A 15,448-nucleotide genomic window follows, 5' to 3' on the forward strand; every position below is an offset into this window, starting at 1 on the left:
TTTTTCGTTTTTAAATTTCATCGAATATCTCATTTTGAGACGCCTAAAGCATCCAGAATAGTGAGGCGCTGAAGGATCTCGAGCTGTACCCGGTTGTTTCTCTGGAGGTACTTCCGATTTGGGCTCTACCGTTTATCCGGAGATTGGAAAGAATATTATACGATCCCTGAAAGTAGAATTCCCTCAACCAGTAGGAACTTTCAGGAATGTAACCGAATCTTCCGCCCGCAGAAAGATCAAGCTGATCATCCTTGTAAAAATTCCAGTCGGCGAACAAACTGTGCGACAGGAAACTCTGCGGTGAATAATAGAATATTGACTTCCTGGCGTATATCGTCGAATAGAATTCGTAACCTGCCAGTAACTCGGGATAGAAGTATCTGCCGACTCTCAATTCAGTATTGGCTCCCCTGTTGCCATCTGATATCATCAAATAGGTATAAGCTCCTGAGACTCTGTATTTTGAGGGAAGATTATACCATCCTTCACCTTTTATCATTTCCACTCTGAGTCTGTCTCTTAATGCTCCAAAAGGATAAACCAGCGCTGCCGAATAAAGCATGGTGGCAGCTTCCTGTTGGATATAAGTAATCTGAGCATGATACTCTTTCTCAACATTCGCACGAATAAATGCCTCGTACAAAGGATATTTTTTCTTTGGCGACAAGAACGATTGTTCACCATATGAAAGTCCAATCAGAAAAGGTTCAAACGGTCGAATGAACAGAGACCCCTTCCAGGTATTCAATTCCACCTTTGTGTAGGGACTCGCAAGTCGCCCCAGACTTCCCTGCAAACCAAGAGATAAAAAGGATGTGATTCCCATATCTGATGCAATGCCGTAATTTAAATAGCTGAAATCAGTATTGTCACCGAAATATGAGATAAACGGATTTAACAGAATGTACTGTGGAAACGAACCAAGCAGTGCACCCAGACCGGTGACGGGCAACCAGCCAATTCTCTGATTTATAAGCGCTATTTGAGTTGTGTCAGTATTTCCGACCAAAAGCGAATCGTAAATGTCCCGCGCTCTACCATACTCTTGAGTCTGTGCGTAGGCGTCACCAAGAAACAGTTTAACTGCAAAATCTGCGTTATCCTCTTTCACAAGTCTCTCAAACTCGGTGATCGATTTAGTGTAGTCACCTTTGAAGAAAAATACTTTCGCTCTCTCCAGATCGATAAGGTAATCGTATTCACCGGTCAGAAGAGAATCATAAATTTGAATTGCCCTGTCATAATTCTTCAAACAGGAATTAATGTCAGCATATTCCTTCAGGACTGTTCTGTTGCCTTCATGCTTCGAAAGAAAGTCATCATAAACTGTTAGAGCACCGGTACAATCACCCGCCCGGATCATCTCTCTTCCCTTTTCGAGACTCTCAAAAAGTGCTTCCTCGGCTGCTCTCGCTTTGGAAGTCTCCAAATTGGAGAGAAGCGTTTCCAGTTCCGGATGTGTCGGCTCGATGGTTTTAATCATCTCGATATATTCGGCTGACTTGTCAAAATTATTTTTTTTCATCTCCAAAGATGCCAGTCCGACGAGTGCTGTTACCTCTTTAGGTTTTGCTTTAAGTACTTCGTTTAAGTACTGATATGCCAGATCTTCATCTTTTCCAAGCCAGACCGATACGATTCCTCTTTGTAATTTCAACTCGAGATCTGTTGGATCTTTCGCAATACAGAAGTCAAGCTGATCCAAGGCTGTGTAATTATCCTGATAGTCAACAGCAATTCTTGCATATATCTTTCTCAGTTTACAGTCAGGAGAATCAGGATTTGCTTCGAAGTAAGCTTTCAGCAGGTTAAAAGCTTCTTCATTCCTCTCAAGATTACTAAGCAATCCCACCATCTCTGTGAGAGCCTTGATGTCGTTTGGATTTTTTTGAAGCAGTTTTTCAAGTTCTAAAATCCGTTTTGTATAACTTTCAACTCTTACGGCTTTAACTTTTTCATATAAAGCCATCCATTTTTTATCTTCTTTATACTTTTCCTGAAGAATGATGAGTTGCTGCCATGCCTCTTCCCATCTCTTATAAACAATCAGTTCATCAATAAGAAGAAAACGGGTTTTATCATCTTTTGGATTGTTTCTGAGTATCCTGTAATATTTATCAATGGCAAACTCCGGTGGAGGTGGAGGTGGCTTCTGATTTTTCTGCTCCCAGGTTCCGGTTGTGTCTTTGTAAAGATTTGTAAAGTATTTACCGAGTACCTGATCAAGTCCATCCTGAGCTTCTTTAAAGTAGGGTCTCAGTTTTAAGGCGGTTTCGAATGCAACTTTTGCTTCCTCGCTCTTTCCCAGCCAGTAAAGAATGTAGCCGTAACGGCTCCACAGTCTGTGATCATTAGGGAATTTTTTCACGAATCTTGCAAGGATGGGCTCTGCTTTTGCATACTTTTTAAGATAACTCAAAACCTCGGTGTATCTGATAACTTCATCAGAGGAAGGTTCTTCCAGTTCGAGATATTTGTCGTACCATTCTTCACTCTGAACCCAGTTAAACATCAGTTTATAACACTTTGCGATCTCAAGATAGTTTTTCGGATTCTTTGGATTGATGGCTATTTCACGCTGATATCCCTTTATAAGAGCGTTTAAATCACTGTTAAGCTTCTGGTTTACCCTGGCAAGATCATTCTGATATTCGTTGTTACCAGGAGCAAGCTTGGCAGCAATTCTGTAGTCATTTTGAGCGTTTACAAGCTGATTACGCTTCTCATAGCATTTCCCCCTAAGATTGTATCCGTCAGGTTTTGAAGGAAATGCGCCCACATATTTATTCAATAAATCGATAGCTTCCCCGTACTTGCCTCCATTCATCATGGTTATGGCATCATTTTTATACTTCTCAGGATTTCCCTGCGGATGTGCCAATGAGATAAAAGCAAGAAAAAACAGTGCTGTAAAAATCAGGATACGGGGATTTCTCATGCAAAAGCCTATAAAACTTCTCTTAAAATTGCGTCTGCATTCTCAGTGGATGCGTTTGATACATACGAATAGGAGTAGATCAAACCAAAAGCACGCTGGATAAAATTCGGGTCGTTGGACTGAAGATTTGCTCTTAATTTTGCAATCAGTACACTAAGAGCTCTTTCGTCAGCCTTGCTTAAGAGGACAAGTATCGTGAATCCGTCAATACACAATTTCTCTTTTAATGTCAAGGATAACCTGACAGCATTCCCAAACTGGTTCATCGAAACTATTCCGGCAGCCTCTGCCTGAGGATCGAGTTTAAGAGCAATCAAAGTGAACGGCTGTCCAGTACTTTTATAGAGTGCAACCTGGTTATTTAAAATCAGATTAAACTCCTCCTTGCTGTACTGATTAGTATGAGTCATGGGAACCTGAACCACTTCCACTTCAATTATAGGACGGTATTTCGGAGGAATATTAGCTGATACCTGAGGCGGTGCCGCTGCGTTCACTGCATTACCGTGCGGAGCTACCGGATAAGCCTGGGCAGTAGGAATTACAGACTGCTGAAAACCCTGACCTTGTGAGGGATTCAACATCTCAGATCTGGTGCCGGTAGTCGACTCGAAAACCACTCCCTTGTAAGGTTCAAACGAGAATGGTGTGGTAAACTGACCCTCAGTATGTCCGATGTTTGGGGTAATAGTGGCTTTTCCGCCCTGTCCCCTGCTTCCCTCACCTTTTTGAAGATAAATAATTGCAGTAGTGTACTGAACAATATTATCAACAATATTTTGAGCGAATGGCGTTGCCGGTTCACCAAGAATATATAAACTTGTTACATTTTTATCTTCTATACTTTCAATAGTACGGAGAAACGCCTGCTGAAGCAGGGTTATGTTTTCAAATCCAACAAAATAAGTCAACTCATCGAAGACGAGCCGTGCCGGTTGATATTGTTCAACGACATTGACGATATCATTCAGATATTCAACAAGATAGTTGTCGGGGTTGCCAGACTCGTAAACATCAAGAGGTGGGGTCACCTTTACAACGATAAGTTCACCGTTATCCATATGAGTTTGCAAATCAAAATCAACTGAAGCAGCAAGGATCATCAAATCCTTTGGACGCATGCTCGTAAAATAGAGACATACCTCTTTTTGCTCGATACCTGCCATGGCGTACTGAAGACCGAGAGTAGTTCTTCCTGATTTGCGGGGACCTATGAGAACATAAGTTCCACCACGGTAAAAACCACCCCAGGACTCATCAACTATTGAGATGCCGGTGTTTATAAGATTTATTTTTCCGTTTGCCATATCTTCTTTGCTTTTTGTTGTCGTGGATAATTAGCAATAATCATGCCAACCCATACTTGTTCGAAAACGGCGATAATAACGCATTTTCAAAACATTTCTGTAAACTTTTACTCGATTAATTCTCATTATGAGACACTTTTACATAGTGTATCATTATGAGACAATTATTTATAAAAATGAGAAAAAACGAATACTGCTGTAGCGTTCGTCACAATTGTTGGTTCGTTTGTGATATAATCCTGCCTGTCGTCATAATATTTTACTTCCGGCGAATTGAATTTGTCGTAAGTTGAATTCGTCCGTTGTATATTATAACCCTTCAAAATTTCCGCCGGAACCGGTCCTGCCGCTACCGCACCGGGAAGATAACCTTTATTAAAATAGCCGACCTGTGAATGAAAATTTCGTGTGAATCTGCTACCGATGTTGTAAATAAATGATACACCCCATGGATTTTTGCCGAGAACATAATCCCTTTGATAGCTTGCCACGGAATCGTATAATGAAGATTTCGTCAGATCTCTAAAAAGTATGGATTGCATCGCAATTCCGAGAAGCGTATGTGTAGTTCCCCACGAGAATGAAGTACCCTCTCCAAAAGGAGTTTTTTTCCGGGTGTCATTAAAGGCTGAAAGATTGTTTTCGATGTACTGTTTCATATTTGACGAATATTTTGCCACTCTGTACTGTGCCAGGGAATTAATATTCCCCCAGCTCCACCAGTAGTCTGAATCTGCTTTTTTAGCGAGGGTTTTAGCCTCTTCAAGATAAGAGGCGATACCTGTGGAAATGTACATCTCAATTGCTCCCAATGCAAGTTTTCCCTCATACTTGCTGTCCTGATACAACCCTATCGGATTGGTATCCACATCAGGTGCACTGTTTCTCAAAGCAAAAATATTGTTTGCGGCCTTCATCAGCTTATCGGAGAAAGCAGCATCCTGAAAACGGGTCTTCCAGATTCTGCTTCCCATTGCAAGTGCTGCCGTATAGATACCTATGAGATTTTTACCCATTCCGGCAAAAGCGGGTCTGTCAAATTTGAGGGTATCATTCTCAGGCATCCGCCAGCCGACAGTCTGATCTCTTTTGTCCTGTACCTGAATAATCAGGTTGTTCGGTTTATAATTCATACGAAGCAACAGATCAAGTCCGACTCTTGCCTCTTCAAGAACATCGGGAGCTCCATCCTTATTCTTGTCAAATTCCATTTTTTTGGAATTGAACTCGTATGCAAAAAGGAGCATGTAGGTTGAAAATGCAGTTGTATTCAGAAATTTTGTAAAATCGCCCGCATCATGCCAACCTCCTGTTACATCAGTCTTCCCTGCCCTGTCATCACCGACAACATTTGGAGAATCGTAAAGGTGACATACTTTATGCAAATAAGGACCTGTGGGTCCGCACCTTTGGACTTTAAAAAACAGCAGGAGAGAATCAACTATTGTATTATAGATACCCTCTCCAATCTTGAAATTGGAAGAACGGCTCCCATCCACATCAATAACGAAGGTGCCTTCCGAACCAAAACCGGTAAAATCAATTACATGGCAGAAATTGAACCCGCCCCACCCTGCAATGCTCGGTTGTATCCGGCTCTCAAAGACATCTTTTCCGGACTTCACATCTTTAATGTAGAATTTAACGCCACCCATGTCCTTTTTTGAAAGCACAACGGCAGTTTTTACATCAAGCCTCCTGAATCCGACCTGATTGACCCTCACAAAGACATCTGATGCAAAGTCTCCCCTGTCATCAGTAACCACCGGGATAAGTTTGACATTATCGTCAGCTTTGTTGGTTGAGGAAAAGAAACAGGATGAAAACAAAAGTCCTGCAAGGAAAATAAAAATGGTTTTTCTGCTCATGTATTACCGCTCTGAAGATTATCCTTTTTTTCAAGCTGATTGAAATCACTGCCAAAAAATTTATCAAACACAGGAAGGCTTATTGCAAATCCTGCCTTGTCCGTTTGGAAATGGTGTTTCATATGATGATTTTTAATCGCCAGCCAGAATTTATTCTTCATCCTGAAATGATGGATTGCATAGTGTGTCATATCGTAAAGCAGGTACCCCCCGACATATCCCGTATAAAAGGGATAAAAATAAACCTCGCCTAAGAGTGCCATAAAGACGAAATAGAACAATATCGCCAATGGAATACTGACAGAAGGAGGTAAAACCAGTCGCAAAGGGTCAGAGGGATAGTCGTGATGCACACCATGGATAAGGAAATGGATCTTTTTCCCAAACTCAGACTGAAATTCGAAATGGAAAAGGAACCTGTGAATGGTATACTCTGAAATCTCCCATGCAATAAAACCTGCTGTTACGAGCAAAAATATCGTCAACGCTGTTAAGCCGGTGAGCGTCGCCTGATAAAACAGGAATGCAATCACCGGAACAAAAATAATCACCGGAATGGAAGGGTGCACCTTTGAAAAAAATTCGAGAATGTCATTCTCGAACATTCTGGGTGTTTCCTTTTTATTTGAAATGAAGTTTTTAGACAACTAATCTCTCCACCGTTAATTAAAAAGGTCTTCCACTTTAATTATTTCCACATTTTCAGGTTTGATTTTTATCTGAAATTCAGAAATAAATTTATCTTCTTTCAAAACACTCTCCGGTTTTGGAGTCTGGTAAACTATCGGTGATGGTGTGTTCTTTACAAGTTTATCTTTAAGGTCACTCGCATTTTCTGTTACGAACACCACTACCATATTTTCAAGACTAAAATACTTCCTGATTGCCGAATTAACTGCGTCAATCGTCACACCTGACATCATTTCTCTGAATTTTTGCAGATGGCCCGGTTCTTTGATACCATAATATTTGTCATCGAGCGCATATCCGAGTCGCATATCGGTATTGGGAGCATAATGTAATACATACTTCTGCAGAAATTTACGAGTCATCTCAAAATCATCTTTTCCGATACCGTTCTTCGCAAGAAGATCAAACTCACGCATTGCTGCTCTAAAGGCAAAATGTTTTGTTTCATTCGGAACCGGTCTGATCCACATCTCAAACAGATGCTTTTTTAGAGGAACATTCACCGGTGGTTTCGAAAGTCTTCCACCATTCGGATAGTATTCGATGTAACTGTAATCACCATAGTTCAATCCCCGAGCTTCCCGAATCACCTGATAAAGATGTGAACTTGAATTTCTGTGTTCACCAAGCCATGAATTTGCCAGGGCTAATGGATACCACTCCGGATTACTCCGTAACAGATCAATCGGATAACCCATGGATATTGCTGTTGCATTGGTCTTTTTTTCGACAATCACAACTTTTAACCCTGAAACCTGACCGGGATTGATTTGAACACCGGGATTATTCAATCCATCGGGTAGTTTTTGCAGATTAACCCAGAGATTCTGTACGATACGGTCGTCGAATCCTCCTCCTACACCAAGTATGAAGTTCTCCTTGTTGAAATATTTTTTATAAAACCATTTTACATCATCAAGGGTAATGTTTTTCAAACTTCCGATTGTCCCGGTAGTCAAGTGACCGTATGGAGTGCCCTGAAAGATTTTGTTGTAGAGCACCGCTTTACCGAGCTCTTCATCACTCGAATATCTCAAAGTGGTTGAAAGATAACTGATTGCCTCATCTTTCACCCTCTGAAAATCTTCTTCTCTGAATCCGGGATCAAGGAGTTGTTCAGTGAAAAGTGTAAGGTACTCCTCAAGATTATCAAGATGTACCGACCCGGAATATACAAGATTCTCTTTTGAAACAGATGCCGAATAACCCGCAGCCAGCGGATAAAGTTTTTCCAAAATCTGGGAATAAGTAAGTTTGGAAGTGCCTCCTTCATTTAGTAAGGCAGCGGTGAGAGCAGCAAGCCCTTCTTTTCCTTTAGGATCATCCTTGGAACCTGCGTTAAACCAGATTCTGAATGTTACTACCGGTTCCTGGGTTTTTAACAATACAATTCTGTTTTTATCCATTGAGTTTACGCTCGTTACGAGTATCAGTAAAAATAAAAAGCCGGTGTATTTAAGTGTTTGGTTCATCATGTCAATTTCCTGTAAGAATTACTTGGTTCCTGCTCTCTTTAACAAAATACTTTTTGACGGCATTTTGAATATCCTGAGGAGTTATGTCCATCATCTGGGTGTAAAATTCATCAAGTATTTCGATATCTCCCGAAAGCGTAATAAACATCGGCAGAACTGAGGCGACCGCCTCGGGACTGTCTAGACCCATGAGGAACTGGTATTTCATCCTCTTCTTCAATTTGTCCAACTGTTCCTTTGAGACCAGATTGTTTTTGTAATAATCAATCGTTTTTTCGATTTCCTGGTTAACATAATCCAGATCTTTCTCCGCTTTAACTCTCGAATAGATCATAAATGGAAACGGATCCCTTCTGGTCTGAGCTCCACCGGCAATAAACTGGACTTTTTGTTCGTCAAGCACGAGTTTTTTGTACAATTCACTCGTCTCTCCAAAGGCAATATCCGCAAACGGGATCATCGACATATAACCTTTGTTAAAAACATTAAATCCATCATACTTGTATCCGATTGCCAGAAGAGGAAGAGTTTTACCGTCATATTTAATTTTTGCTTCCCTCGGCGCTGTTTGCTTTGGCTCCATTTCAATTTTTGGAGGAGTATAGCCTGTTTTCCATGATGAATAATATTTTTCGACCATTCCCGTCACACTCGCTACATCAAAGTCACCTGTAATAACGAGAACACAATTTTCGGGTCTGTAGTAACGATTGTAAAAAGAGAGACTGTATTCATACTGGTTTGGCATCTCTTTTATGTCAGCTTCAAATCCGATAGTCGTATGCTTATAAGTGTGTTTGTCAAAAGCCATATCCTGAAATTTTTCAAAAAGCACTGAAAACGGATTTGTGACACTTTTTCTGTATTCACCGTAAACAGCACCTGCTTCCGTCATAAACTGGTCTTTTTTATAATTCAGATTTTGGAAACGGTCGGATTCCAGATCCATGACCTTATCCAGGTCTTCTGCAGCAAAATTCAAATGGTAAACCGTAAGGTCATCATCTGTATAGGCATTTGCATCGGCACCGATGGAAGTGGTAACCGAGTCGTAAAGCGGATACTTGTTAGTACCGCGAAACATCATGTGCTCAAAAAAGTGGGCAAATCCGCTTTTTCCGGGTTCCCACTCGTCACGGCTTCCCGTTCTGACGACGGTATAGTATGAAACCAGACCGCTTCCCGGCATCGGGATAAGAAGGGCTTTAAATCCGTTTTGAAGTGTAACCCTGTGAACTTTGTAAGGGAAAACACCACCGGCAAATATTTCAGTAGCTGTCATGATAATTAATAGCAGGATAATTTTAGTTATTGAATAACCGGGTTTCATTAAGATGTCTCCGTTAATTAAATTTTTTCTATTCCAATTCCTGGTAACGATGAAAGAGTAACCTTTCCATCCGTTATTGTAGTTCCTTTATAAATATCATTGCTGATGAGAAGTGCTCCATCAAGATCAGCCCATAACGCCATCGGTGAAAGCTGTGCTGCGGCTGAAATGGCGCATGAAGTCTCGGTCATACAACCTATCATCACTTTTAAACCCAATCCATCAGCAAGACTTACCATCTTGTTGGCTGTTCTCATTCCGCCACATTTCATCAGTTTGATGTTGATACCTGAGTAAACTCCCTTAGCCTTTAGAACATCCGCAAGCCCCTGAACCGCTTCATCGCCTATGGTTGGCAGAGGGCTGTTTTGGGTAAGCCATGCGTTATCGTCAAGATTCTTTTTGTCCATCGGCTGTTCGACAAAAACAACACCTTTTTCTTTGAGCCAATGAATCATGTCCAGAGCCGCCTGTTTGTCCTTCCAACCCTGATTAACATCGACACAAATCGGTTTATCGGTAACCGAGCGAATGGTTTCAATCATCTCTTTATCCGTATCACGACCGAGTTTTACCTTAAGTATTTTGTACTCGGCAGCTTCCCGTACTTTCTCTTTTACCACTTCCGGTTTGTCTATTCCTATTGTAAAACTTGTATTAGGAGTTTTGGCAGGATCGTAACCCCAGATTTTATACCAGGGCTGTCCGATCAATTTACCGACCAGATCATGCAAGGCTATGTCAACCGAGGCTTTTGCAGCGTAGTTCCCTGTATCCACAGTATCGATGTAATCTACTATCTCTTCCAGTTTGAAAGGGTCACTGAATTGATCAAGTTTCACTTTTGAAAGAAAAGCAGTTGCCGTCTCGTGACTTTCACCCAAATAGGGTGGCATTGAGGCTTCACCGTAACCCGTAACATCTCCAAACTGAATTTCAGTAAGCATTACTGGAGTGGTGGTTCTTGAACTCGTTGCAAGAGTAAAAACATGTTTTAGTTCAAGGGTATAAGGTCTGAAACTTAACTTTAGTTTATTGCTGTTCATTTTATTTATTGCGAATTTTGTTATTGAGGCTCCATTTCCTGCCACTACCGCAGCTCCTGCCAGTAACGAAGCTTTTTTTATAAAATCTCTTCTGGAATCCATTATCGTCTCATTTGATATAGTCTGAAACCGAAATCTTTTTAATTCCGGGTGAATCAACCTTGGTCAAAATCCTTCTTGCCGAGACAAGCATCCCGGTTCTGTAAGCGCTAAAGATCGGGCTTGCGGAGTCAAAACTGTTAATACCCACCATCCCGGCTGCATGGATAAATTCTTTGTTCCCCATGTAAATGCCAACATGAGTAATTCGCTGTTTTTTCCCCTCCTCGGGTTTAGGACCAAAGAAGAGCAAATCCCCTCTTTTCAGGTTATCATATCCTTTTGAAACATCGACCTCCTCACCATACAGACACTGTTGAGAGGCATCCCTGGCAAGCATGATTCCATTCAGGAAATACACCGTTTTGGTAAATCCGCTGCAATCCATTCCTTTTGGGGAAGTACCGCCCCAGAGATAAGGCACTCCCAGGAATTTTTTAGCGGTTTTGATTATTGCGTTTGAATCGGGATTTTGTCCCTTGATCCATTTTTTAAGCGGTGAAGCCGATTTTTTGGATACAAAACCTTCTCTGCCATCCGGAAGTGTCACTTTATAACCGTTTTTGCCGGTCGATTTAACCTGCAGGATACCCCCTGCTGTAATGTCCGATATTGTACCGCCTTTTGCATTCTCATCTTCATAAACAAAACCATAAACATCTGTGAAGATTACCTTGTCGGCTCTGTACCAGCCTTCCATCTCTTTTTTGGTGAACGATTGAACTCCGGCATCATCAACCCAGCCAATATATCCTTCAGGATTCTGAACCAAAAACCAATTGTCATCATCCTCTTTCAAAATAGTGACAGGAGTTCCCATCAAAGCCTGAGTAACAAGTTCCGCAGGATGAGAAGGTTTCGATCTGATGTTCGCTACTGAAAGTGTGACCACCCCATATTCATAACCTTTTAGGGATTTTGAAGGGAGCCTTTCAACGATATCGTTGATTGTGTAGTTATATAGCATCTTCTTCATATCTTCGAGTGCTGCCGGTACGGTAGTCTCGCCGGAGACAGTAAGGATGTTACGCGGCATATCCAAATCAAATTTAAGATCCAGAATAGCCGTCCGCTTATCCGGGGCATATTTTTCAGTAATGACCATATATACACCATCTATCTGCGATATGGTGGCAACTTGTGCTGACATTCCGGTTCCTAAAATTAAGATCAGACATAAAACAACTGCAATATTTTTCATAAACCTTCTAAAAATTAAAATTCAAAATAGATAGGAGGAACCATTTCAGCCATCATTATCTGAGAAGCCAGATAGATTACGAATCCAAGAACAAGTCCCTGTGCCCAGAATGGCAAATTCATAAGCCCCGTTTTTATCTTCTCTTTTGCTCCTTCAGGGAAAAAGATGATAATGAGTCCAATCACAAAAAAGATGAGCACTCCCGGGAATCCACCATAGAACTGAGTAAAAACCACAGCGTGCAGGTTCTCTGTAATCTGTGTGTAGATCATTGGAATTTTGTCTAATGAATCAACTCTGAAGAATATCCAGGTAATGGTGATGATATTGAAAGTGATGAAACCTCTAACAAAATTCAATACTCTTCCCCCTTCCTTCACACCAGCTTTCATCAATCCTTTTGCCCGGAGTTTTTTCGTCAGCACTGAATATCCCATTATGATGCCATGAACGGTACCCCAGATGATAAAACCCCAGGTGGCTCCGTGCCAAAGTCCGCAGACGGCAAATGTTACAATCAGCGCTATTGCATTCCCGTATTGCTTCATGTTCCTTAACCCCATTTGCATCGGGGTAAAAAGATAATCAAGCAGCCACCTCGAAAGAGAGATATGCCAGCGTCTCCAGAAATCGGCAACACTTGTGGCTTTATATGGTGAATTGAAGTTGTCGATAATTTTGTATCCGAACAGCAAAGCCATCCCCACAGCCATGTCAGAATAACCCGAAAAATCGAAATAAATCTGAATCGAATAGCCATATATGGCGAGTATATTCTCTGCGCCGGTGAATCTTAGAGGATCCTCAAAGACTCTTGTGATAAAATTCAAGGATATATAGTCGGCAATAATCAGCTTTTTGATTATTCCCGAAGCAAGATAAAATACTGCCAGTCCGGTTGTCGTTTTCCCTTCCGGAGAAGTGAGGAGGTCCTGTTTAATCTGTGGAATAAACTCATCCGCCCTGTCGATAGGACCTGCCTGAATGTTCCCGAAAAAGGCAACATACAGCATAAAATCATCGAGACGGGGCAATTCCTCATATTTTTCGTAATAAATATCGAAAAGAAAGCTTAATACCTTGAATATGTAAAATGAGATACCGATTGGAAGCATGATATCGAGTGCTGTAAATTCTGTCTCCTGAAGAGTTGCAATTTGACTGAGCACAAAATTTGTGTACTTGAAGTATGCAAGTAATCCGACATTCAGGATCACCATTCCCCAAAGTACATACCTTCGCTTGTCTGTATCAGCAATTCCGAAGAGTATCTTTCCAAAATAATAGTTTACAACCCCGACGCCCAACAGGAGGATGAGGAATAAACCGCCAATTTTGTAGTAGATAAACGCCGAGAACAACAGTAGAAATGTAGCTCTTAATCTCTGATTCGGGTAAATTGCATGATAAACAAGAAGTCCCAAAGCAAGAAAGAACATAAAAGTAAGCGTACCAAACTGAAGCGGATTGTCCGGACTGTAAACGAACAGCCCCGCCAGTTTGGAAAAATCGATGACAGAATTCAATACAGTACCTTTTTACGAAATTTTGGAATCGACAAGTCTCTGAAGGTCACCCAGATTTTTGCATTTAAGAACTTCAATGTGCTTCAGTCTTATCTTGTATTCTTTCTCAATCGAAAGGATCACATTGGCATGACTAAGTGAATCCCAACCGGGTACAGTATTTGCTTTAGTCTCATCCTGAATGTCGTAATCTTCGAGTTCAAGTTGTTTAAGTATAGTATTCTTTAGTCTCTCTGATATCATTATGGTTCTTTCTGTCTAATGTTTGTTCAATTCTTTCATTTCGGCGATTCTCTCTTTGTTGGCTTTTCTGCTCGGTTTACCGGCAGAACTTTTAATCAGCCATCTTGGAGGTACAAGATATACATGCGTGATCGTAAGATCAACCGAAGTCCCTTTCTCCTTCACACGCTGAATCAGTCGTTTTTTCTCTTTCTCGTCAGTTAGTGGAGTTTCGGCAACAACGCTGATTTCCTCCGTGCCGAGTTCCACATTATCTTCGCCGAATGCAATTACCCTGCCCGGGATGATGTCGCTTACCACTCCAATGGCATCTTCGACATCTTCGGGATAAATGTTTTTACCGGCGACAATAATTATGTCTTTTTTACGGCCAATTACGAAGAGTTCATCATTCTGTTTAAAGCCGTAATCTCCGCTGTGATACCAGCGATCCTTGAGAACTTCAGCAGTTTTTTCAGGGTAGTTTCTGTAGCCGTCGAACATAGAAACCGATGTGATGATTATCTCGCCAACTCCATGTTCAGGAAGCTCATTACCTTTCTCATCAACAATCCTTACTTCACATCCTTTTATTACCTTTCCGGAAGAAACGCAGATTCTTGATGTTTTCCCCGGAATTGGTGGAGTGACCACTCCCTGAGCAAGGCTTTCACGATCCACTTCGATGGTGGTAATCGGTTTACCCGGTTCTGTTTGTGTTGCGGCAAATGTTGTTTCTGCCATCGCATAGGAAGCCGATAAACCGAGAGGATTAAATCCATATTTGCCAAAAGCGGCATTAAATTTTTTATGACTCTCGTTTCTTACAGGTTCACTGCAGTTAATCACAAGTCGCAAAGATTCGAGGGAAACAGATTCCATCTCATCCTCCTCAATCCTGTCAGCCATGAAATTGTAGGCAAAATTAGGCAGCCAGCACACTGTGGCTTTTTCCGCATTCAAAGCTTCGAACTGTAGTGAAGGCGCAAGCACCCACTCAAAAGGATCAACCTGCACAGAAGTTATTCCAAATGCAAGTGGAAGATGGAAAGCAGCTATCAGCCCCATGTCATGATATAATGGAAGCCAGCTTACAATTTTGTCATCCTCAGTCAGATTTATTGAAAGGGCGTAGTTGTCCACATGATCCAAAACTGCCCGCTGGGAGAGCAGCACCGGTTTCTGAAGTCCCGTTGTTCCTGATGAATGTTGCAGAAGGAAAGGATCTGATTCAACAATTGAGTCTCTGACTGATGTCAAATCATTAATTTCTTCTGCTGAGGGTGAAAATTCTCTCTCCCATTCCAAAGGAAAGAAGAGCCCTTTTATCGTACTCCCCTCGTGGTGCACGAGCGGGGCAATAATCGGTTCAAGGTCCGCTTCAGTAAATATCCAGTCGAGTCCGGAGCGCTGGGACATCCCTTCCACACCGGATTTAAACTTGTCAGGATGAAGTCTGGGATTTGGATATGCAAGCACTGCCGGGATGGCACCCAAGCCTGCTACACCGAGATATAAAGGGAAAAACATCGGGTTGTGCCTGATTATGATGGCACACACTTCATTTCTCTTTATTCCCTGTTTCTTTAATAAAATGGAAAATTTGTTGGCGGTTTCCAACAAATCTTTGAATGACCATCTAAATGGTTCCTCACCGGCTCTCCAGTGAACTATGGCGTCTTTATTGGGAAAACGCCGGGAGTTATCCTCCCAGCGTTGCCAAACATTATTATAATGTTTCAAATG

Annotated in this window: 11 protein-coding genes; all 11 read right to left on the minus strand. The window is 41.5% G+C overall.

What is annotated here, in order from left to right:
- Positions 1-43 precede the first annotated feature (43 nt).
- Complete coding sequence (locus tag LCH52_06145; protein ID MCA0388060.1) at positions 44-2,938, minus strand: tetratricopeptide repeat protein; 2,895 nt, start codon at positions 2,936-2,938, stop codon at positions 44-46.
- A gap of 8 nt (positions 2,939-2,946) precedes the next feature.
- On the minus strand, positions 2,947-4,245 hold the full coding sequence (locus tag LCH52_06150; GenBank protein MCA0388061.1) for a hypothetical protein: 1,299 nt from the start codon (positions 4,243-4,245) through the stop codon (positions 2,947-2,949).
- 164 nt (positions 4,246-4,409) lie between these two features.
- Complete coding sequence (locus tag LCH52_06155; protein ID MCA0388062.1) at positions 4,410-6,113, minus strand: glycoside hydrolase family 9 protein; 1,704 nt, start codon at positions 6,111-6,113, stop codon at positions 4,410-4,412.
- Complete coding sequence (locus LCH52_06160; GenBank protein ID MCA0388063.1) at positions 6,110-6,718, minus strand: sterol desaturase family protein; 609 nt, start codon at positions 6,716-6,718, stop codon at positions 6,110-6,112. The genes LCH52_06155 and LCH52_06160 overlap by 4 nt, the downstream gene beginning before the upstream one ends.
- A 57-nt stretch (positions 6,719-6,775) precedes the next feature.
- Positions 6,776-8,278, minus strand: a complete 1,503-nt coding sequence (locus LCH52_06165) for an insulinase family protein (protein MCA0388064.1) — start codon at positions 8,276-8,278, stop codon at positions 6,776-6,778.
- 1 nt (position 8,279) lies between these two features.
- A complete protein-coding gene (locus tag LCH52_06170; protein MCA0388065.1) occupies positions 8,280-9,608 on the minus strand; it encodes an insulinase family protein in 1,329 nt (442 codons plus the stop codon).
- A gap of 17 nt (positions 9,609-9,625) precedes the next feature.
- The gene (locus LCH52_06175) at positions 9,626-10,756 is read right to left on the minus strand and encodes a dipeptide epimerase (GenBank protein MCA0388066.1); all 1,131 of its coding nucleotides are present in this window, start codon (positions 10,754-10,756) and stop codon (positions 9,626-9,628) included.
- 7 nt (positions 10,757-10,763) lie between these two features.
- The gene (locus LCH52_06180) at positions 10,764-11,903 is read right to left on the minus strand and encodes a C40 family peptidase (protein MCA0388067.1); all 1,140 of its coding nucleotides are present in this window, start codon (positions 11,901-11,903) and stop codon (positions 10,764-10,766) included.
- A gap of 65 nt (positions 11,904-11,968) precedes the next feature.
- Entirely contained in the window at positions 11,969-13,480 is a 1,512-nt protein-coding gene (locus LCH52_06185; GenBank protein ID MCA0388068.1) for an MBOAT family protein, read from the minus strand.
- Positions 13,481-13,492: 12 nt separating this feature from the next.
- Entirely contained in the window at positions 13,493-13,723 is a 231-nt protein-coding gene (locus LCH52_06190; protein ID MCA0388069.1) for an acyl carrier protein, read from the minus strand.
- Between the two features lie 15 nt (positions 13,724-13,738).
- A complete protein-coding gene (locus LCH52_06195; GenBank protein MCA0388070.1) occupies positions 13,739-15,445 on the minus strand; it encodes an AMP-binding protein in 1,707 nt (568 codons plus the stop codon).
- Positions 15,446-15,448 lie beyond the last annotated feature (3 nt).

The sequence above is a fragment of the Bacteroidota bacterium genome, from assembly GCA_020161395.1.
Lineage (GTDB): Bacteria > Bacteroidota > Ignavibacteria > Ignavibacteriales > Ignavibacteriaceae > UTCHB3.

What these genes read in the sequence shown, in the direction of transcription:
- LCH52_06150 (MCA0388061.1), bottom strand. Translation starts at nt 4,245, where the DNA reads ATGGCAAACGGAAAAATAAATCTTATAAACACCGGCATCTCAATAGTT.
- LCH52_06190 (MCA0388069.1), bottom strand. Translation starts at nt 13,723, where the DNA reads ATGATATCAGAGAGACTAAAGAATACTATACTTAAACAACTTGAACTC.
- LCH52_06160 (MCA0388063.1), bottom strand. Translation starts at nt 6,718, where the DNA reads ATGTTCGAGAATGACATTCTCGAATTTTTTTCAAAGGTGCACCCTTCC.
- LCH52_06165 (MCA0388064.1), bottom strand. Translation starts at nt 8,278, where the DNA reads ATGATGAACCAAACACTTAAATACACCGGCTTTTTATTTTTACTGATA.
- LCH52_06170 (MCA0388065.1), bottom strand. Translation starts at nt 9,608, where the DNA reads ATGAAACCCGGTTATTCAATAACTAAAATTATCCTGCTATTAATTATC.
- LCH52_06155 (MCA0388062.1), bottom strand. Translation starts at nt 6,113, where the DNA reads ATGAGCAGAAAAACCATTTTTATTTTCCTTGCAGGACTTTTGTTTTCA.
- LCH52_06175 (MCA0388066.1), bottom strand. Translation starts at nt 10,756, where the DNA reads ATGGATTCCAGAAGAGATTTTATAAAAAAAGCTTCGTTACTGGCAGGA.
- LCH52_06180 (MCA0388067.1), bottom strand. Translation starts at nt 11,903, where the DNA reads ATGTCAGCACAAGTTGCCACCATATCGCAGATAGATGGTGTATATATG.
- LCH52_06145 (MCA0388060.1), bottom strand. Translation starts at nt 2,938, where the DNA reads ATGAGAAATCCCCGTATCCTGATTTTTACAGCACTGTTTTTTCTTGCT.